The following is an 18,690-nucleotide window of genomic DNA, read 5'->3' on the forward strand; positions in this document are numbered from 1 at the left end:
CGCGGCGAGCGGGACTCGCGCGGTCCTTCAGAGATGCGGCACCGAAGCCGGCAATTCACCGTGCGGCGCGGAAAGCGGCTCGCCTTCCATATGGCGCATGCCGTGGGAGCACAGCAGACGGTACAGCGTCACGCGCGAGATGCCGAGTTCCTGCGCGGCGTCGCCCAACCGTCCGCGATGCCGCAGCAGCGCCAGTTCGATTGCCTGGCGTTCAGCCGCTTCGCGCGCCTGCGCGAGCGACACCGGCACGATCTCGACATACTCGGCCAGTTCGAGATCGCGCGCCGTAATTGCACGCCCTTCCGACATCACGATCGCGCGCCGCACCCGGTTGATCAGCTCACGCACGTTGCCCGGCCAGCCATAGTTATGGAGCGCGGCAATCGCGTCGGGCGCGAAGCCGCGCAGCCGGCGGCTTGCATCCTTCTTGAAACGTTCCAGCATGTGCCGCGCAAGCAGTTCGATATCCTTGCCGCGCGCCCGCAAAGGCGGCTCGTCGATCTGCAACACGCACAGACGGTGATACAGGTCGGAACGGAAGCGCCCTTCGATCATCGCCGCGGTCATATCCACGTGCGTGGCCGAGATGATGCGCACGTCGACGTCGATGGAGCCGTGACCGCCCAGCCGCTCCACCTTGCGTTCCTGCAAAAAGCGCAACAGGCTCGCCTGGCTTTCGAGCGGCAGATCGCCGATTTCGTCGAGAAACAGCGTGCCGCCGTTGGCCGCTTCCACGCGGCCGATCTTGCGCTGATTGGCGCCGGTGAATGCGCCGCGTTCATAGCCGAATAGTTCGGATTGCAACAGATGCGGGGGAATTGCGCCGCAATTGATCGGCACGAAAGGCGCGCTGCGGCGTGCCGAGCGCTCGTGAATCGCGACCGCGGTCAACTCCTTGCCCGTGCCCGATTCGCCCGAGATGAACACCGGCGCATCGGTCATCGCCACTTTACGGATCGAGCGGAACAGCGCGAGCATTGCGTCGCACGAGCCGACCATTTCACCTTCGGCGCCCTGCGATGCATCGTTTGAAGCCGGCTCGCCCAGCGAGATCATGCCGTACGCGTGACCGACCGAATCCACGATCCGGTCGCCGGAGTAAGGCACCGTTACATAGTCGAAACAATAGTCGCGCACGAGCCGGCGCAAAGCGGCGTCCTGCAGTTGTCCGGGCATGGTGGCTGCCACCCAGCCGACGTTCGGCATGGTCAGGCAGGACTCGAAGGCGGCAATTTCATGTGGCTGAAAATGGCTAGACAGATCGAGCAAGCCGCCCGCCGCCATTCCGGCGCGAACAGCACGGCGCACATCGCGCGCCGATCCCACCACTTCGACGTGCCAGCCGCGCTGAAGGAAGCGCGTATTCAGTTCCGCGCTCGGATCGCGCGAGACATAAATCAGTTGCCGCGTTGCGGGTTCCATTATTCAGATCCTCTCGTCAACGAACGTTAAGGATGACGCACGCACCTGAACCAAGGTTCAGACACGCTGACTCGTCCGGGATTCGCTAATAGCAAAAACCGAACGGCCATTCCATTCCGTGCGGACAGCTGATCCCCAAGAAAGCGGCGTGTGTGTTTGAGACGGCCCGTTAGCGGGCTTTTTTAAATCTGAAGCTGTTTTCGAGAGCTTACTATACGCGCGCCGCTTGGAAAACAATTATGCGAATTTAATCGGAGACTCCTTACCCCGTAAGGCTTAGCGGGCAATAAAAAGTTATTCAGCCGATGAATAAAAGGATTGTGGAAGCGCTTTTCCTAGCGTTCTCCCCAAGGTAGTACATACCGTCCGAATTTACGAATACCCGGTATTTTCTGCCTGCCGTTTCAGCGCTGAAACGTTTTTGTCCGATTTCTCAATGCTTACTCCACGGTTTGCGGGTCACATCCAGATGCACCAATGGATTGCGACTCATGGCACACGTTTCGCTAAATGCTGTGCACCAAGGAGACACATCATGCGACTCGCTTTGCGCATCGACCTGAGCAGCCTCGCACCCTGTGCCGCACTGTGTGCAGCAGTGGCTCTGATTGCGCTGCCCGTTGGCGTCAATGCACAGGAATCCGTACTGGCGCAATCCGCCAACACCACCGATACCGCCCATGCCGGCTCCGCCACCCTCGCAGGCACGACGCCCGCAGCGGCGGCTTCGCCGGCTGCGACGGTCGCTGACGAGGTTGCCCCCGCAACGGACAGCAGCCAGCTCGCGGCCAACACGCTGAGCATTCCAGCCGATGCGGCACCCACGAACGATTTTTCACTCGACGACCAGGTGCTGTCGCGGCAACGCGGCGGCGCGGTCGGCATGCTGATGGTGGCCGCGACGCCGCAACTGATGCGCGGCACGGGTAGCAGCGGTAACAGCGTGACCTTGTGGGACGAGATCGCACCGCCCTCGCCGCTGCCGATTCCGGTCGACGCCGCGCGCGCTGCCCAGGGCAACGTCGCCAGTTACCAAAGAAAGTAGCCGAACAAATTAGCGGTGCACCGGCGGCTGTGGCGCAGCTGACACACCCGCCGAATACAAGACACAAGCAAGGACCGACATGACCACCTCAATCCGGACGCCGCGCCCACGCAGTTCGCTGGCCGCGTTGCCCTCGCTGTTGCCCTCGCTGTTACCTCCTGCCGCGGCAACCGTTGTCGCCCTGCTCACCGCCGGTCTCACTTTCGACGCTGTTGCGCAGCAGGCCGTCAACCCGGGCGACATCATCGTCGAGCGCACCGTCACTGCGCGTGATGCCTTTATCCCGGTGCCGAAGAACCAGGACCCGGTCGCGGTGCGCGCCACCACTTTCCCAGCGAATACGTTCAATCCGGCTGTCGCCCAGCTGGTCGGCGACACAGACCTGACGAACGCGCACGGTTCGAGCGGCGTCGCCGACGGCGGGGTGCTCGGCGGCACCGGCATGCAGGCCGTCACGCAGATCCTGAGCGGCAAGGCGACGGGCAACAACGTCGCGCTGAACGCCGGCGGCATCGGCATGCCGGCTGCGGGCATCGGCGGCACCATCACCTCGTCGGTGACGGGCGCGCTGGCGCCGCTGTCGAATGCGCTCTCCGGCGCGCTCGGAGGGTTGAAATGAGCCCCCTCAAATTTCTGCCGCTGCGCGCCGCGCTCTGCGTGTGCCTGGGCAGCTCGGCTCTGATGGCGAGCCACGCCTACGCGCAATCGGTGCCGCAGATCGGTACGGACTCAACCATCGCCAACGGCGCGGGCGCCGGTGTCACCGGCGCATTCGCGGTCAATGAGACCGCCGGCATCAACAACGCGCAGATCAACCAGATCACGGTCACGAACGGCGGCGCGGTGGGCAACGACAATGCCAGTTCGCAAAGCGCCACGGTGGCCGCGAGAGTCACCAGTGCGCGGGCGTCGATCGAGGCCAATGCATTTTCGAATTCATCCGGTGCGGTGCTGGTGAACCAGTCCGCCGGAGCAGGAAATCTGCAGCGCAACAGCACCCAGTTGGGGACTGCTGCACTCGGAGTCGAGACCGTCTCGGATGGGGAGCTATCCGCGACGGCCCCGAAAAACGGCAGTCCAGGTCAATCCAGCGGCGTTCATGGCGTACGTGAGGCAAGCATCTCAAACGACGCCTTCAGAAACGTCAGCGGGATCGTGCAGATCAACCAGACAGCCGGCGCCGGTAATGCCACGGCAAACAGTTTTGTGCTCCGTCCCCCGGCGGGCACTTTTTTTAACTGACCACACTTAAAGTATCGGAGCGAATCATGAAGCGCACTCTTATTGCCGCAGCGGTCCTCGTCGCCGCATCCAGCAGCGTGTTCGCCGCACCGCAAAAGGCCTACCTGTTCAATGCGACGCTGGTCGGCGACGCGGTCGGCGTTGAAGGCATGGTGGGCCTGTATGGCTGCGTGCACGTGTCCAGCACGGCGGGCGCGGTCGTCAACAACAGCCAGATGGTCAACCTGAACGCCTCGCTCGATCCGCAGGCACAGAGCTACACCACCGGCAAGGTAACGACCACCTACAACAACAATTCGCGCTCGCTCACGAGCAGCGGCTCGATCCTCGCGGCGGCCGCGCGAAGCCACACGTCGTCGTCGTCGACCTCGCAAGACGCCCAGGCAGCGATCGCCTATACGTACGGCAACCAGAGCAGCGCCGTGGTGGGTGGCGGGTATGAAGCCAGCCAGCAGGCAGCGGCCGTTGAAGGCGGCTTCAGCCACACGAGCTCGAGCTCGGGCGGCCATATCGCGGCAGGCGGCGCTATCGGCGGCAGCTACAGCTATCAGGACCACAATACGCCCAGCCACGGCTCGGGCTCGCTGCACGCAAGCGGCGGCTTCCATGCCGGCTATAACGAATCCAGTCACAGCAGCCAGTCGGCTGTAGCGGGCGGCTTCGAGGCAGCGGAAGCCTCCGGGCAAGCCAGGGCATGGGGCTTCCAGGCCAATCAGGGTTCGGGCTTCGCCGCGGTCGCCGAACAATCGTCCAGCCACACGAGCAGCCAGTCGTCCTCCAGTGACGGTTTTGCCGCCGCCTGGAGCGTCAACGCCAGCCTCGCCACCACGGACGTGACGACCACGGGTTCGGTGACGCAGCACACCAACACGCAAGTCGCGGGGACGTTGAACGCCACCACTGGCGCCAATGCGGCTACCGGCGTGTCAGGCAACCTCGGCATCAACATCGCCGAAGGCATCGGCAACGCTCAAAGCAACGACGTGTCGCTCGCCTCGGTCGATATCGGCAACGTGTTCGGCAACGCGCAGATCTTCAACGCGCAATCGTCGGCCGGTACCGCGAAGATCAACAACTTCAATCTGAACGCGTCGATCGGGGATGGCTCGCTGTCGGGTGTGACGGGCAATGTCGGGGTGAACGTCGCCTCGGGTATCGGCAACGTGCAGAACAACAGCCTCGCCGGTGCCGTGACGACAGCCACGCCGGGTAACGCGCTGACCACGGCGATGGTCGCCACGGATGACAACTCGCAGTCGGCCGGTATGACGGTCAAGGGTCAATTCCAGGGCACCGCCATGCTGGGCGCCGGCGCACTGGCCAACGCATCCGGCAACATCGGCGTGAACATCGCCGGCGGCGCGGGCAACCTGCAACACAACGGCCTTGCAATCGCCGCGCTCAACAGCGGCCACTAAGCAGTCGGCAGGCAAAAAGAAGCCAGAAGTAATCGGGAGGAACACGCGCCGGCGGTCATTGAAACGGCCGGCGCGTGTATAAGCAGGAGACCAGCATGTCCGGGTTCAAGGGGTTCCCGGCGCTACAGTTCGCGGTAGCGCTGACCGGTTTCACTCTGTGCGCGACCAACAGCTACGCACAGGCGAGCGTCGACACGTCCACATTCGCGGGCGTTCCGTTGCACAAGACGGTTCGTTCGATGAGAGACATTCGTTACAGCCACATCGTCAGCCAGCAGTTCGACTACAGCTGTGGTGCGGCCGCGCTTGCAACCCTCCTTAAATACGGCTATGGCATCGACATTCCGGAGACCGAACTGATTCGCCGGATGATGGTGTTCTCCACGCCCGAAGTGGTCGTCAAAAACGGCTTCTCGATGCTCGACATGAAGAAATTCGTCGAGACCATCGGCTTGCGCGGCCGTGGCTTCCGGGTCAACGCCGACGCGCTTGAACACTTACAGATCCCCGTGATGGTTCTGATGAACATCGACGGGTACGAGCATTTCGTGATCGTCAAGCACGTCCAGGATGACCGCGTCTTCATTGCGGATCCGGCGCTCGGCAATCGCATCGTGCTCGAAGAGGACTTCGCCAAAACCTGGAACGGCCTGGTATTCGCGGTCCTCGGCAAACCCTTCAGGGAGGATTCACCGCTGTTGCAGGACAACGAGTCGCTCGCGCTCAAGCTGCGTGCCAACGCACTGGCCAACGGTACCGCGGCGACTCCCTTTGTCGAGTACGGCTTGATCAAGGCAGACCTGTTCTGACCCAACCATGAAGCACCCACTCTCACCATCAGGCCTCGCGATCTGCGCCATGTTGTGCGGCCTGACCAGCAGCGCCTATGCGTCAGATGCCGGCTCGCCACCGGTGCCTGCGTTCCTTGCTTCACACGATATCGACTCCGCCGCCATCAAGGTGCAGATGGTTGACGACGAGGTCCTCGCCAGACAGACCGGCAAATATGTCGGCGGCACGATGATTTCCGGCTTCGTTCTGAATGTCCTTTCACAGTGGCAGCTGCCCAACGGAGCGACCGCCCTCGCCCAGGGCACGCTCACCGCCGTGCAGAGCGCGGCCGGCCAGGTCGCCAGCACTGTCAACACGCTCGCGCGCGTGACCAATGGCAGGCTCGGCGATGCCGCGTCCAACTCGGGGGCCAACCCCAACGCTCAGGTAAGCGGCGGACAAAGCATCACGGTCAACGGCGTTTCGCAAGTCACGCAAGTGGCCGGCGACCGGAACGCCGGTTCCAACTCCGCGCTGATTGATTTCAATAGTAACGTCGTGTCGCTCGCGGGTGCCGCCAATGCACCGTCCGCGGCGGCCAGCAATTCGACCGGCTCGATCAAAGCCGGCATTTCATTCGGCAGCAACGGCGTAAGCGTCGCGCTACAGACGCCAGCCGGGCTCGCCTCGCAGACCATCATGCCAGGCAACGGGCAGATCGCCCAGTTGCTGCAGATTGCAGGCAATAACCAGCAAGTCGCCAACCAGTTGCAGTTGCATTTGCAGACGCAGCAAATGTCGGCCGCAATGATTCGTCAGCTCGGCGTACTACAAGCTCTGCAAAATTCAAGGAGATAAAAACGCGGGCCGCCACCCGCCTGTCGCAGCACAAGCAGTACACGCAGTACAGATTCGGTAGCGCACAACCAGGAGGCAGGTGACGCGCGGCCGGGGGAACACCGGGGGAACACATAATGAACAATTTTTCATCGACCAGGGTGCCGCGCATGGCACTGGCGGCCATTCCGGCCGCCGTCATGCTATTTGCACTTTCACAAGGGGCGAGCGCGCAGGCGCTCGCTGGACAATCCGTCGAAGATCGTTTGAATACGTTGATGCGGGTCGTGGACGAACAGCAGCGGCAGATTCATTCACTTGAGCGCCAGGTGACCAGTCTGGAGATGGCGCAGCGCGGCCGCGGCGCGCCAGGATACGGGGCGCCGGCAGGCAGCGAAGCGGTGGCGGAACAGCCGGGCGCGGACGGCTTGCCCGTGCCGCTGCCGCTACTCGCGCAGATCACGCCCGGCGCTCCCGCAACGGGCGGTAACACCGGCACGGCGACCGGCGTGCCGGTCAATCCGCCGGTGCCGGTGGGCAACACGGCGGGTGGCCTGCCGGCCGCCACCGACGGCAGCGGCAGCAACGGCGCGGTCGGCCAGACCCAGAAGGCCGCTGAACCCGTGCGCACGCAGGCCGAGGAAGCGGTCGTGCAGCGCGAACACGCGCCGCTCTTCGACCACAAACTGACGATGGACTGGGGCATCAGCGACACGTACTACGATCGCCGTCAGTTGCAACTGTCCGGCTTCCTCGCGCTCGATGCGATTTTCCTCGGCAACATCAACCTCGGCGAAACCAAGTCGCACCAGGTGATGGCCGATCTCGATACGCGCTACGGCCTGACCGACCGCATGAGTATCGATGTCGACGTGCCGTACATCTACCGGCATAGCAACTTCATTGTCGGCGGCGCGGGCGGCTCGGCAAGCACGCTGTCCGACGCTTCGGTGAACGGCAGCAATATCGGCGACGTGAATTTCGGGATCTACTACCAGTTCCTGAAGGAAACCAACAGCCTGCCGGACGTGGTCGGCAGTCTGCGCGTCAGGGCGCCGACGGGCACCTCGCCGTTCGGCGAGAAGCTCGTGCAGATCGACGCCAACAACACCAACCTCGTGGCGCCCAACAAGCTGCCCACCGGCACCGGCATGTGGAATATCACGGCCGGCGTGTCGCTGTTGAAAACCTACGACCCGGTGGTGCTGTTCGGCAGTGTTTCGTACACCTACAACATCGCGCGCTCGTTTGCGGACATCTCGTCGGTGCAGGGACAAACCCAGCCGGCCACAGTCAAGCTCGGCGACATCGTGCAGTTCGGCGGCGGCGTGGCGTTGGCATTCTCCGACAAGGACTCGGCCAGCATTTCGTTCACCATGGCGCTCGAACCCGAATCGAAGACCCGTGCGCCGGGCGGCTCCTACGAAAAAGTGCCGGGCAGCGAGACCACTGCGGCTGCGCTGAACTTTGGCCTGAACCACGTCGTGAACAAGCACCTCACCATCAACGGCTCGGTATCCGTCGGCATGACGCCGGATGCGCCGAACTTCGTGGTCGGCGTGCGGTTTCCCTACACCTTCTGACGTGTCAACGATACGAGGTCGAACGTGCGTGAATCACCTCATCTGACTAGTATTGCGCCGGTTGCGGGCGCGGGATCGCATATGACGCTTGCACGGCCGAAGGAAGTGCCCGCGGGCCGTTCCGTCGAAGCGCTGGCGAACCGGACGGCAGTCGCGTCGCTTGCCATGGGCGCGGCTCAGGGCGCCTGTGCGCAGGCAGAACGCACGCTGCTGTATCTGGCGCGCACGCCGGACGAGACCCTCGTCGCGCATCTGAAAAGCCACGGCTGGAAGGTCGCGGCGGCGCGCTCGGCGCATGAACTCGGCAAGCTCGTCAAACCGGATGTGGCGTGTGCCGGTATCGTCGATCTGGCGAGCTTTCCGCCACGCGACCTGAGCGGGCTCGAAGCGAGCCTGCGCCAGCAACAGGTCGGCTGGATCGCGCTCGCCACCAGCGAACGGCTCACCGATCCGGAAGTACGTCGCCTCGTGCGCCACTACTGCTTCGACTACGTGAAGACGCCCGTGGCGCACGCGACGATCGATTATCTGGTCGGTCACGCATTCGGCATGGTGACGCTGTGCGACCCCGATGTGACCCCGCCCGCGAGCGAGTCAGGCGACGAGGAGATGGTCGGCACCTGCGAAGCGATGCAGCATCTTTTTCGCACTATTCGCAAGGTGGCGAACACCGATGCGAGCGTATTCATTTCCGGCGAGTCGGGCACCGGCAAGGAGCTCACCGCGCTGGCGATCCACGAACGCTCACCGCGCCGCAAGGCGCCGTTCATGGCGATCAACTGCGGCGCGATTCCGCACCATCTGTTGCAGTCCGAACTATTCGGCTACGAGCGCGGCGCTTTTACGGGCGCGAATCAGCGCAAGATCGGCCGGGTGGAAGCGGCCGACGGCGGCACGCTGCTGCTCGACGAAATCGGCGACTTGCCGCTCGAAAGCCAGGCGAGCCTGCTGCGCTTCCTGCAGGAAGGCAAGATCGAACGCCTTGGCGGCCGCGAATCGATTCCAGTGGACGTACGCATCATTTCGGCCACCCACGTCGATCTGGAAGGCGCGATGCGCGACGGACGCTTCCGTGCCGACCTGTTCCATCGCCTCTGCGTGCTGCGCGTGGATGAACCGCCGTTGCGCGCGCGCGGCAAGGACATCGAAATCCTCGCGCATCACATTCTGCACAAGTTCAAGACTGACAGCGCGCGCAAGATTCGCGGTTTCACGCCATCGGCGATCGAGGCGCTGTACAACTACAACTGGCCCGGCAATGTGCGCGAACTGATCAACCGGGTGCGCCGCGCGATCGTGATGGCGGAGAACAAACTGATTTCCGCCGACGACCTCGATCTCGCGCACTTCACCGGCCAGCAGGCCATGAGCCTGTCAGAGGCGCGCGAGGCCGCCGAGAAGCGGGCGATCGAAGCGGCGCTGTTGCGCCATCGTCATCGGCTCAATGAAGCGGCGGTGGATCTGAATATTTCGCGCGTGACGCTGTACCGGTTGATGGGTCAGCATGGGTTGCGCGAAATGAGCACCGCCGACGTCCCCATCCAGGAATGACGCCGCGCCGGCTACATCCCGTGCGGCCCGCCGGCGCCGCGTTGCGACTCGCCGCCTGGCGGCGCTGACGCGCCATCTTGCGCGTCAGGTAGAATCAATCCGGTTACGTTCTCCTTTCCACTCGATGACGACGCTCACCCTGATCGTCGCTCGCGCCAATAACGGCGTGATCGGCCGCGACAACCAGTTGCCCTGGCGACTCCCCGAAGACCTCGCGTTCTTCAAGCGCACCACGATGGGCGCGCCCATCATCATGGGCCGCAAGACGCATGAATCGATCGGCCGGCCTTTGCCGGGACGCCGCAACATTGTCGTGACACGGGATGCCACGCGGCGCTTTCAGGGCTGCGACGCGGCCACCACCCTCGAGGACGCGCTGACGCTGGCCGCCCAGGATCAGGCGCCGGAGGCGTTTCTGATCGGCGGGGCGCAGTTGTATGCGGAAGGTCTGCGTCAGGCGGACAAACTGATCATCACCGAGATTTCCGCCGACTTCGACGGCGACGCCACCTTCCCCGCACTCGATGAAAACGAATGGGAAGAAGTCGCGCACGAAACGCATCGCGCGGATGCGCCGAACGATTTCGACTACGCGTTCGTCACCTATAAGCGCAAGGGCGTTTAAGGTTTCTGCGGTACGGCTGCAGGACACGCAGGCCGCATGTGATGCAGACAGACGATAAAAAAGCCACGCAAGCGCTTGCGTGGCTTTTTTATTTGCAGCAGATTCGCAACTGAGCTGAGTACGCCGTTTATTGCCCAGCGATCGTCATCCGTTCGATCAGCACCGAGCCGGTCTGCTTGGTGCCGCGCGTGATGGTATCCGCGCCGATCGCGACGATATGGCGGAACATCTCCTGCAAGGTGCTCGCCACGGTGATTTCTTCCACCGGATACTGGATCTTGCCGTTCTCCACCCAGAAGCCCGACGCGCCGCGCGAATAGTCGCCCGTCACGTAGTTCACGCCCTGCCCCATCAATTCAGTCAGCAGAAGGCCGGTGCCGAGCTTCTTCAGCATCCCTTCGAAGTCGTCTTCGGGGCGCGTGTTCGAGCTGCGCAGCGACAGGTTGTGCGAGCCGCCCGCGTTGCCGGTGGTCTGCATGCCGAGCTTGCGCGCCGAGTAGGTGGACAGGAAGTAGCCTTCCACCACGCCGTCTTTCACCACCGAGCGCTGTTTGGTGCGCACGCCTTCTTCGTCGAACGGCGCGCTGCCCATGGCGCGCGCGACGTGCGGGTCTTCCACCACCTGGATGTGCGGCGCGAACACCGGCTTGCCGAGGCTGTCGACGAGGAACGACGTCTTGCGATACAGCGCGCCGCCGCTGGTTGCCTGCACGAAGGCGCCGAGAATGCCGGCCGCGAGCGGTGCTTCGAACAGCACCGGCACCTTGCGGGTGTCGAGCCCGCGCGCGCCGATGCGCGACAGCGCCCGTTGCGCCGCGTAACGGCCCACCGCTTCAGGATCGGCTAGATCCGCCGCGCTGCGGGTCGACGTGTACCAGTCGTCGCGCTGCATATTGCGGCCGCTGCCGGCGATCGGCGCGCAGGCGATGTAGTGGCGCGAGTACGGATAACCGGCGAGGAAGCCGCGGGAGGTGGCGAGCACGAACTGCGAGTGCTGCGCCGAGACGCTCGCGCCTTCGGAATTCTTGATCTGCGGATCGGTTGCGAAAGCGGCGTCTTCCGAACGGCGGGCGATTTCCACTGCTTCGTCGGCGGAAAGATTCCATGGGTGATACAGATCAAGATCGCGCGGCGCGGTTTCGAGCAGCTCGGCTTCGGCGAGACCCGCGCAGTCGTCTTCCGCCGTAAAGCGCGCGATGTTGTAGGCCGCCGCAACCGTGTCCTTCAGGGCCTGCGACGAAAAGTCGGAAGTGCTCGCGTTGCCGCGCTTGTTGCCGATGAACACCGTCACGCCAACCATCTTGTCGCGGTTGTGTTCGATCGTCTCGACTTCGCCGCGCCGCACGGAGACGGACAGGCCGTCGCCTTCGGAAATTTCGGTCGCGGCGTCGGTGCCGCCGAGCGACTTCGCGTGACGAAGGATGTCCGAGGCGATTTCCTTCAGTTCATCCTGGGTATGCGGAAAAAAGCGCTGCTTGACGTCCATGTCTGCTGCCATTGTCGTTGCCGTCCTGTTCGGGGCCGAGCGGCCCTGGGTGTTTGCACATGTCACGCTCGTGCGCGCGCATTTGTGTGCGCACTTGTATGCGCATTTGCGTCCGCATTTGCGTCGCTACGTATCCCGCGATCATAGCAAGGTACGCGCTGCCGTACCTGGCATTCGCTGAGCCTTCGCGTACGAGCTCGCGCCGGGCGCGACGCCTTGTGCACAGCAGCACGGAGGGTACGGTGGGCGCGGCACGCTACAATATCGGTATGACACGCAAAACCCGCATTCAACCCATCGAATCCGCCGAGCCGGAAGTCGACGAAAACGGCTACGACCGTCCCAGCAAGTCCCAGCTCAAGCGCGAAATGCACGAGCTGCAGGAACTGGGCTCGGCGCTGATCGCCCTGCCGAAAGACGCGCTCAAGCGCATGCCGATGCCCGAAAAGCTCGACGACGCAGTACGCGAAGCGCGCCGCATCACCGATCACGAAGGCAAGCGCCGCCAGGTGCAGTATGTGGGTCGCGTGATGCGCTCGCTGCTGGACGAGGAAACCGCCGCGCTGCGCACCGCGCTGGACACCTATAACGGCGTCAACAAGGCGGAAACGGCCAAGCTGCACTGGATCGAGCGTACCCGCGAGAAACTTCTCGCTGACGACGTCGCGCTGACCGATTTCATCCGCCAGCACCCGAACGCCGACCCGCAGCAAGGCCGCACGCTGATCCGCAACGCCCGCAAGGAAGCGCAGCAGAGCAAGCCGCCGCGGTACTTCCGCGAGCTGTTCCAGTGGATCAAGAACGCGGACGGCCCGTCCACCGCGACCGATTCCGACGCTGAAGAAGGCCTGGAAGACGACGATGACGACCGCGACGCGTAAGCCCACGCGTAATCATCCGGACGAAATCGTGATCGGCCTCGTGTCGATCAGCGACCGGGCGTCCACCGGCGTGTATGAGGACAAGGGCATTCCGGCGCTGCAGGAATGGCTCGGCGCAGCGCTGACTTCACCGTTCCAGGTGGTCACACGCCTGATTCAGGACGACGCCCCCACGATTTCCGCGACGCTGATCGAACTGGTGGACGAAGTGGCTTGCGATCTGGTGCTGACCACCGGCGGCACGGGCCCGTCGCGCCGCGACGTGACGCCCGAAGCAACCCTCGCGGTGGCCACAAAGGAAATGCCGGGTTTCGGCGAGCAGATGCGCCAGATCAGCCTGAATTTCGTGCCCACGGCGATTTTGTCGCGCCAGGTGGCGGTGATCCGCGAAACGGCTGGGCACGCGGCGTTGATCGTCAACTTGCCGGGTCAGCCGAAATCGATCAGGGAAACCCTGGAGGGTTTGCGCGACGGCGAAAGCGGCGCGGTGAAGGTGCCGGGGATTTTCGCCGCGGTGCCCTATTGCATTGACCTGATCGGCGGTCCGTATGTGGAGACCAACGCCGAGGTGGTAAAGGCGTTCCGGCCGAAGAACGCGGTGCGCGCGCCTCGGCAGGGTTGAAACTGAAACGGCCGGCAGCTTATTCGTCTGCCTGCGAATCCTGAGCCTGCGGAGCCGACGGAATCAGGAAGTGCTCGCGGTAGTACTTCAGTTCGTCGATCGATTCGTGGATATCGGCGAGTGCCGTGTGCATGGCGCGCTTCTGAAAGCCCTTGTAGATGGCCGGCTGCCAGCGGCGGCACAGTTCCTTTAACGTGCTGACGTCGAGATTACGGTAGTGGAAGAAGCGCTCCAGATCCGGCATCCAGCGCGCCATGAAGCGGCGGTCCTGGCAGATCGAGTTGCCGCACATCGGCGATTTGCCCGGCGGCACGTATTGCGCGAGGAACTCGCGAATCTGCTCGGTTGCGTCGGCCTCGCTGACCGTCGACGCCTTTACGCGGTCGATCAGACCCGAGCGGCCATGCGTGTTCTGGTTCCACTGATCCATTTTGGCGAGCGTTTCGTCGCTCTGATGAATCGCCAGCACCGGGCCTTCGACAAGCCGCTCCAGCGTGGAATTCGTCACCACTACCGCGATTTCGATGATGCGGTCGGAATCCGGTTCGAGCCCGGTCATTTCCATGTCCAGCCAGACGAGGTTCATGTCGCTGCGTACGAGCGGCGGCTGGTCGGTGGATGCGAGGATGTCAGTCATGAAGGCAGCCCTGAGGGCCGGGCAGGCAGCTTGCTGGAAGCGCGCTTGCCGCGGCGATGGTTCGTTTGAGATTGGTTTGAGCGCGTCCCCGCCGGCAGGCGGGAAGAAACATATAATTCTCGCATAGATACCACGGAATCCCCGGATGCCTACCCTGTACTTCACCGTTCTGTTCGTCGTCGCCGTCGTGGCGATGGTCGGCACCAAACTATGGCTCGCGTCGCGGCAGATCCGCTTCGTCGCCGGCCATCGCGAGCAGGTGCCGAGCCAGTTTGCCGGCACCATCGCCCTCACCGCGCACCAACGCGCCGCCGACTACACCGTCGAGCGCACCCGGCTGACCATGATCGAGATCGTCGTCAGCGCCGCAGTGCTGATCGGCCTGACGCTCTTGGGCGGCGTGCAGGCGCTCGATCTGGCGATCTCCGACTGGCTGGGCCGCGGCTATGCCGGCCAGATCGCGCTGGTTGCCGCGGTGATCGCGATCACCAGCGTGATCGACCTGCCGTTCGACTATTACCGGCAATTCGTGGTCGAGCAACGCTTTGGCTTTAACCGCATGAGCAAAGGGATCTTTTTCCTCGACCGCATCAAGGGCGTGCTGCTCGGCGCCGCGTTCGGCCTGCCGTTGCTGTTTGTCGTGCTGTGGCTGATGAACCAGGCCGGCAGTTTGTGGTGGCTGTGGACGTGGATCGTGTGGGTGGCGTTCCAGATGCTCGTGCTGGTGCTGTATCCGTCGTTTATCGCGCCGCTTTTCAACAAGTTCGAACCGCTGAAGGACGAGGCGCTGAAAAGCCGCATCGAAGCGCTGATGCAGCGCTGCGGTTTCGCCGCCAAGGGTCTCTTCGTAATGGACGGCAGCCGCCGTTCCGCGCACGGCAACGCGTATTTCACCGGCTTCGGCGCCGCCAAGCGCATCGTGTTCTTCGACACGCTGCTTGCGCGCCTGTCGGGTCGCGAGATCGAAGCGGTGCTTGCGCACGAACTCGGCCACTTCAAGCGCCGTCACGTGATCAAACGGATGCTCGTTACCTTCGCGCTCAGCCTCGTGATGCTCGCCCTGCTCGGCTGGCTCACGCAGTGCGTGTGGTTCTACGAAGGGCTCGGCGTGCGGCCGTCGCTGATCGGCGGCAATAGCGGGCTCGCGCTGGTGCTGTTCTTCCTCGCGCTGCCGGTGTTCCTGTTCTTCGTCACGCCGCTTGGCAGCCTCAGTTCCCGCAAGCACGAGTTCGAAGCCGACGCTTTCGCCGCGACGCAAACCGATGCGCAAGACCTCGTCAGCGCACTCGTCAAACTGTACGAAGACAATGCGTCGACGCTGACGCCTGATCCGCTCTACACCGCGTTCTATTACTCGCATCCGCCAGCGTCGCAGCGGATCGACCGCCTGCTGCGGCACGCATGAGCGGCCGCTCTCCGAAAGCGCCGCGCGCGCCGTCCAGCACGCGCGTAGGCGGCCTCGTGGTGGCCGCCCATGGGCGCCACTATCTGGTCGCGCCCGAAGACGGTGGCGCGATGCTCCAGTGCTTCCCGCGTGGCAAGCGCAGCGAAGTAGCGGTCGGCGATCGTGTGATTTACGAGCCCACTTCGGCCGACCAAGGCGTGATCGTCGAGATCGGCGAGCGGCGCAATCTGCTGTATCGCTCCGATCAATACAAGTCGAAACTCTTCGCCGCCAACCTCGATCAGTTGCTGGTCGTGCTCGCTACCGAACCGCATTTCAGCGAGGATCTGCTCGGCCGCGCGTTAGTCGCTGCCGAGGCGAACGAACTCAAGCCGCTGATCGTGCTCAACAAGACCGACGTGGTCGCCGAACTGGAAGGTGCGCGCGCGCGGCTCGAGCGCTATCGCGCGCTCGGTTATACCGTGGTGGAAGTGTCGATCAAGATGCAACCGGAGGCCGCACGCGCCGCGTTGACCGAGCATCTGCACGGCCACTCGACGCTCCTGCTCGGCCAGTCCGGCATGGGCAAATCGACGCTGGTGAATCTGCTGATTCCCGATGCCGAAGTCGCCACGCGCGAAATCTCGACCGCTTTGAACAGCGGCCGGCATACCACGACCTTCACGCGTCTTTATCCGCTGCCGAACGGCGGCGGCGGTGCGTTGATCGACTCGCCGGGCTTCCAGGAATTTGGCCTGCATCACTTGACCGAAGGCCGCCTCGAGCGCGCGTTTCCCGAGTTCCGGCCGCTGTTGCCGAATTGCCGCTTCTACAACTGCCATCACTTGCACGAGCCGGGCTGCGCGATCCTCGAAGCGGTCGCCGATGGACGCATCCGGCGCGAGCGGCATGCGCTGTATGCGCAGCTCGTGCACGAAGCCAGCCAGATCGTGCGCTGACATGAGACTGATGCGCGCGCCGAATCTGATCATCGGACAGCATTGGGTCAATGTGCTGGCGACCGCGGGTATCCCCTGTGAGTTGCACAACCGTTACCTGAACGGCGCGCTCGGCGATATTCCGGCAGATCAGTGCGCGCCTGAACTATGGCTCGTCGATGAACGCGATGAGGCGATGGCGCGACGCCTGATCGACGCGGCCTCGCATGGACCCGCAGCGGGCTCGCCTTCGTGGCGCTGCGCCCAGTGCGGCGAGACGCTCGAAGCGCAGTTCACCGTGTGCTGGCAGTGCGGGACAGCACGTGATCCACGGGACGGGTGAAGCGGCTAAGGCACTAATGAAAAGAGGCCGGGGTTTCGCCCGGCCTCTTTTTTTGCTGCTGTGTACGCGTCGCTTCAAGCAGAACTTCAGGCGAGCCACACCGCGATAGTCAGCATCAAAAGCAGGATCATCCACAGCACCACGGCTCGCCACACCAGACCCACCGCCGATTGCAGCGTGCGCGGCGTGCAGTCGTCGCCGACCTGCATCGGGCCGCCGTCTCCGGTGGTCAGCGCGTCGAGGCTCGACGGCTCGGCCAACGGGCCGCTCAGCCGCGCGCCCAATGCGCCGCTGCCCGCGGCCAGCAGGACGCCGTCATTCGCGTCGGGCCACTGACGCGCATGATTGCGCCACGCATAAATCGCGTCTTCAAAATTACCGACGATCGCAAAGCCCAGCGAGGTGAGACGCGACGGCACCCAGTCGATAACGAAGAAGGCCTGCTGAGCGAAGCTCGAAAACGCAACGGTACGGTCGTCCACCGGGCGTGCCCACGTGCGTGCCAGATATTCGGCAATCCGATACAGCACCGCGCCCGCGGGCCCGACCGGAATCAGGAACCAGAAGAACACGCCGAACACATGCCGATGCGAAGCCACCACCGCGTGAATCAGCGTGTGACGCACGATCTCGCTGACCGGCATGTCGACGGTATCGAGGCCGGTCCATTCGTTGAGGATTTCGCGCGCGCGCGGCACATCGTCGTTATTCAACGCGAGGTGGATGTCGGTGAAGTAATGGCTGAACTGGCGGAAACCGAGCGTGAAGTACAGCACCGCGACGTTCCACAGGAACGCCAGCGCAAAGTGAATGTGATACAGCACGTAGTAGACAAGCGCGACGGCCAGCGTCCACGGCACCACCACCACCAGCCACGCGAGCAGGCCATGCTTGGGCTTGCCGGCATCGAATCCGTGCGCCGCCGACTCCGCATGGTATTGAAGCAACGCTGACACCGGATTGTTCGGCGACAGCGCGCGCACCTGTTCAATGATCAGAGCCAGCAATACGGAGAAAAAAGTCATGCGATGCGCCGTGCTTTTCGAGTTTTACGATTATTTTATAACGATAGCACAGGGTCGGATGCGGCTGACGGGCGATGGTGACAAACACCCAACAACCGCACAGTTCGATGCGGCTTACGCCGCCAGGAAACGATAGAAGTTGCGCAGCATCGCCGCAGTCGCGCCCCAGATGAAGTGGTGGCCGCCTGGCTCATTCTCGTCCGCACCCTCCTCGCGGTCCGCTGATGCCGCACGCGGATAAGGCATCGCGAAGAAGCGGCGCTCGCCGCAATCCCAGCGAAACACGCGCACTTCGTGATGCACGGGGTTCATCAGAAAACTGAGCGGGACTTCGAAGACCTCAGCCACTTCGAGTGCATCCGCTTTCAATGTGAACGGCGGATGCACGAGGCCGATGACCGGCGTTACGCGAAAGCCGGTGCCCGTCAGATAGTCGGGCAGCGCACCGAGAATTTCGACGTGCGACGGATCGAGGCCGACCTCTTCTTGCGCTTCGCGCAGCGCCGTAGCGGTCGCGTCAGCGTCGAATGGTTCGTGACGGCCGCCCGGAAAGCTCACTTGACCAGCGTGGTCGTTCAGATGGTCGGCACGCGTGGTCAGCAGCACGGTCAGGCCGTCATCGCGAACCACCAGCGGCACCAGAACGGCGGCCACGCGCGGGTCGGCTTGAGTATCGCGCCAGGGCGCTTCGATGATCGGTTCAGGCGTCCAGGACAGACGCTGTTCGAAGCGCGCACGCAGACTATCGGGCGTCAGACGCCCGGCAGCAAGTGGAGGCAGATTGGCGCCCGTCGCTTCGACAGGCAGTGTTTCGGGCTCAAAGGCTGGACGGATCAACGGGTCTCTCGGAATGCGCGGATAGGGGACATGCCGCTATTTT

Annotated in this window: 19 protein-coding genes; 14 read left to right on the plus strand and 5 right to left on the minus strand. The window is 63.5% G+C overall.

Annotation, left to right across the window (positions count from 1 at the left end; genetic code table 11):
- Positions 1-27: 27 nt before the first annotated feature.
- Positions 28-1,422 carry a sigma-54 dependent transcriptional regulator gene (locus PQR27_RS15520; protein ID WP_408524481.1) on the minus strand — a complete coding sequence of 465 codons (1,395 nt, stop codon included), beginning with the start codon at positions 1,420-1,422 and terminating at the stop codon, positions 28-30.
- 535 nt (positions 1,423-1,957) lie between these two features.
- Between PQR27_RS15520 and PQR27_RS15525 the strand changes: the two genes are divergently transcribed.
- The 9 genes from PQR27_RS15525 (at position 1,958) to PQR27_RS15565 (ending at position 10,494) form a co-directional block, all read left to right on the plus strand.
- Complete coding sequence (locus PQR27_RS15525; protein WP_408524482.1) at positions 1,958-2,467, plus strand: hypothetical protein; 510 nt, start codon at positions 1,958-1,960, stop codon at positions 2,465-2,467.
- 79 nt (positions 2,468-2,546) lie between these two features.
- Positions 2,547-3,086 (plus strand): FapA family amyloid fibril periplasmic chaperone, encoded by a 540-nt coding sequence (locus PQR27_RS15530; RefSeq protein ID WP_408524483.1) that lies wholly within the window; start codon positions 2,547-2,549, stop codon positions 3,084-3,086.
- Positions 3,083-3,709: a FapB/FapC family functional amyloid domain-containing protein gene (locus PQR27_RS15535; RefSeq protein ID WP_408524484.1), complete on the plus strand. Its 627-nt coding sequence runs from the start codon at positions 3,083-3,085 to the stop codon at positions 3,707-3,709. The genes PQR27_RS15530 and PQR27_RS15535 overlap by 4 nt, the downstream gene beginning before the upstream one ends.
- A gap of 26 nt (positions 3,710-3,735) precedes the next feature.
- Positions 3,736-5,127, plus strand: a complete 1,392-nt coding sequence (locus tag PQR27_RS15540) for a FapB/FapC family functional amyloid domain-containing protein (protein WP_408524485.1) — start codon at positions 3,736-3,738, stop codon at positions 5,125-5,127.
- A gap of 95 nt (positions 5,128-5,222) precedes the next feature.
- Complete coding sequence (locus PQR27_RS15545; RefSeq protein ID WP_408524486.1) at positions 5,223-5,936, plus strand: C39 family peptidase; 714 nt, start codon at positions 5,223-5,225, stop codon at positions 5,934-5,936.
- 7 nt (positions 5,937-5,943) lie between these two features.
- On the plus strand, positions 5,944-6,756 hold the full coding sequence (locus tag PQR27_RS15550; RefSeq protein WP_408524487.1) for a peptidase C39: 813 nt from the start codon (positions 5,944-5,946) through the stop codon (positions 6,754-6,756).
- 116 nt (positions 6,757-6,872) lie between these two features.
- Positions 6,873-8,318, plus strand: a complete 1,446-nt coding sequence (locus tag PQR27_RS15555; RefSeq protein ID WP_408524488.1) for a hypothetical protein — start codon at positions 6,873-6,875, stop codon at positions 8,316-8,318.
- Between the two features lie 165 nt (positions 8,319-8,483).
- Positions 8,484-9,869, plus strand: coding sequence for a sigma-54 dependent transcriptional regulator (locus tag PQR27_RS15560; protein WP_408525500.1), 1,386 nt, complete (start codon positions 8,484-8,486; stop codon positions 9,867-9,869).
- Positions 9,870-9,993: 124 nt separating this feature from the next.
- On the plus strand, positions 9,994-10,494 hold the full coding sequence (locus PQR27_RS15565) for a dihydrofolate reductase (protein ID WP_408524489.1): 501 nt from the start codon (positions 9,994-9,996) through the stop codon (positions 10,492-10,494).
- Positions 10,495-10,621: 127 nt separating this feature from the next.
- Here the strand turns inward: PQR27_RS15565 and pmbA are convergent, their stop codons facing one another.
- On the minus strand, positions 10,622-11,992 hold the full coding sequence (gene pmbA / locus PQR27_RS15570) for a metalloprotease PmbA (protein ID WP_408524490.1): 1,371 nt from the start codon (positions 11,990-11,992) through the stop codon (positions 10,622-10,624).
- A gap of 257 nt (positions 11,993-12,249) precedes the next feature.
- Here pmbA and yjgA point away from each other — a divergent pair, with 257 nt between their 5' ends.
- Positions 12,250-12,861 (plus strand): ribosome biogenesis factor YjgA, encoded by a 612-nt coding sequence (gene yjgA, locus PQR27_RS15575; protein WP_408525501.1) that lies wholly within the window; start codon positions 12,250-12,252, stop codon positions 12,859-12,861.
- Positions 12,842-13,483, plus strand: coding sequence for a molybdopterin adenylyltransferase (mog, locus tag PQR27_RS15580; RefSeq protein ID WP_408524491.1), 642 nt, complete (start codon positions 12,842-12,844; stop codon positions 13,481-13,483). The genes yjgA and mog overlap by 20 nt, the downstream gene beginning before the upstream one ends.
- Before the next feature lie 19 nt (positions 13,484-13,502).
- Here mog and orn read toward each other — a convergent pair whose 3' ends face one another.
- Positions 13,503-14,120 (minus strand): oligoribonuclease, encoded by a 618-nt coding sequence (orn, locus tag PQR27_RS15585; protein WP_408524492.1) that lies wholly within the window; start codon positions 14,118-14,120, stop codon positions 13,503-13,505.
- Between the two features lie 145 nt (positions 14,121-14,265).
- On the opposite strand from orn, the gene PQR27_RS15590 reads away from it, so the two are divergent.
- Genes PQR27_RS15590 through PQR27_RS15600 form a run of 3 tightly spaced genes read left to right on the plus strand, consistent with a single transcriptional unit; the run spans position 14,266 to position 16,785 of the window.
- The gene (locus PQR27_RS15590; RefSeq protein WP_408524493.1) at positions 14,266-15,525 is read left to right on the plus strand and encodes a M48 family metallopeptidase; all 1,260 of its coding nucleotides are present in this window, start codon (positions 14,266-14,268) and stop codon (positions 15,523-15,525) included.
- Positions 15,522-16,463 carry a ribosome small subunit-dependent GTPase A gene (gene rsgA, locus PQR27_RS15595; protein WP_408524494.1) on the plus strand — a complete coding sequence of 314 codons (942 nt, stop codon included), beginning with the start codon at positions 15,522-15,524 and terminating at the stop codon, positions 16,461-16,463. The genes PQR27_RS15590 and rsgA overlap by 4 nt, the downstream gene beginning before the upstream one ends.
- 1 nt (position 16,464) lies before the next feature.
- Complete coding sequence (locus tag PQR27_RS15600) at positions 16,465-16,785, plus strand: putative signal transducing protein (protein WP_408524495.1); 321 nt, start codon at positions 16,465-16,467, stop codon at positions 16,783-16,785.
- Positions 16,786-16,871: 86 nt separating this feature from the next.
- Here PQR27_RS15600 and PQR27_RS15605 read toward each other — a convergent pair whose 3' ends face one another.
- Both PQR27_RS15605 and PQR27_RS15610 read right to left on the minus strand, forming a co-directional pair.
- The gene (locus tag PQR27_RS15605; protein WP_408524496.1) at positions 16,872-17,810 is read right to left on the minus strand and encodes a CobD/CbiB family protein; all 939 of its coding nucleotides are present in this window, start codon (positions 17,808-17,810) and stop codon (positions 16,872-16,874) included.
- A 114-nt stretch (positions 17,811-17,924) separates the two neighbouring features.
- Positions 17,925-18,647 (minus strand): CoA pyrophosphatase, encoded by a 723-nt coding sequence (locus PQR27_RS15610; RefSeq protein ID WP_408524497.1) that lies wholly within the window; start codon positions 18,645-18,647, stop codon positions 17,925-17,927.
- Between the last annotated feature and the right edge of the window lie 43 nt (positions 18,648-18,690).

It is taken from the genome of Paraburkholderia fungorum (genome assembly GCF_046027215.1).
GTDB classification, from domain to species: domain Bacteria; phylum Pseudomonadota; class Gammaproteobacteria; order Burkholderiales; family Burkholderiaceae; genus Paraburkholderia; species Paraburkholderia fungorum_D.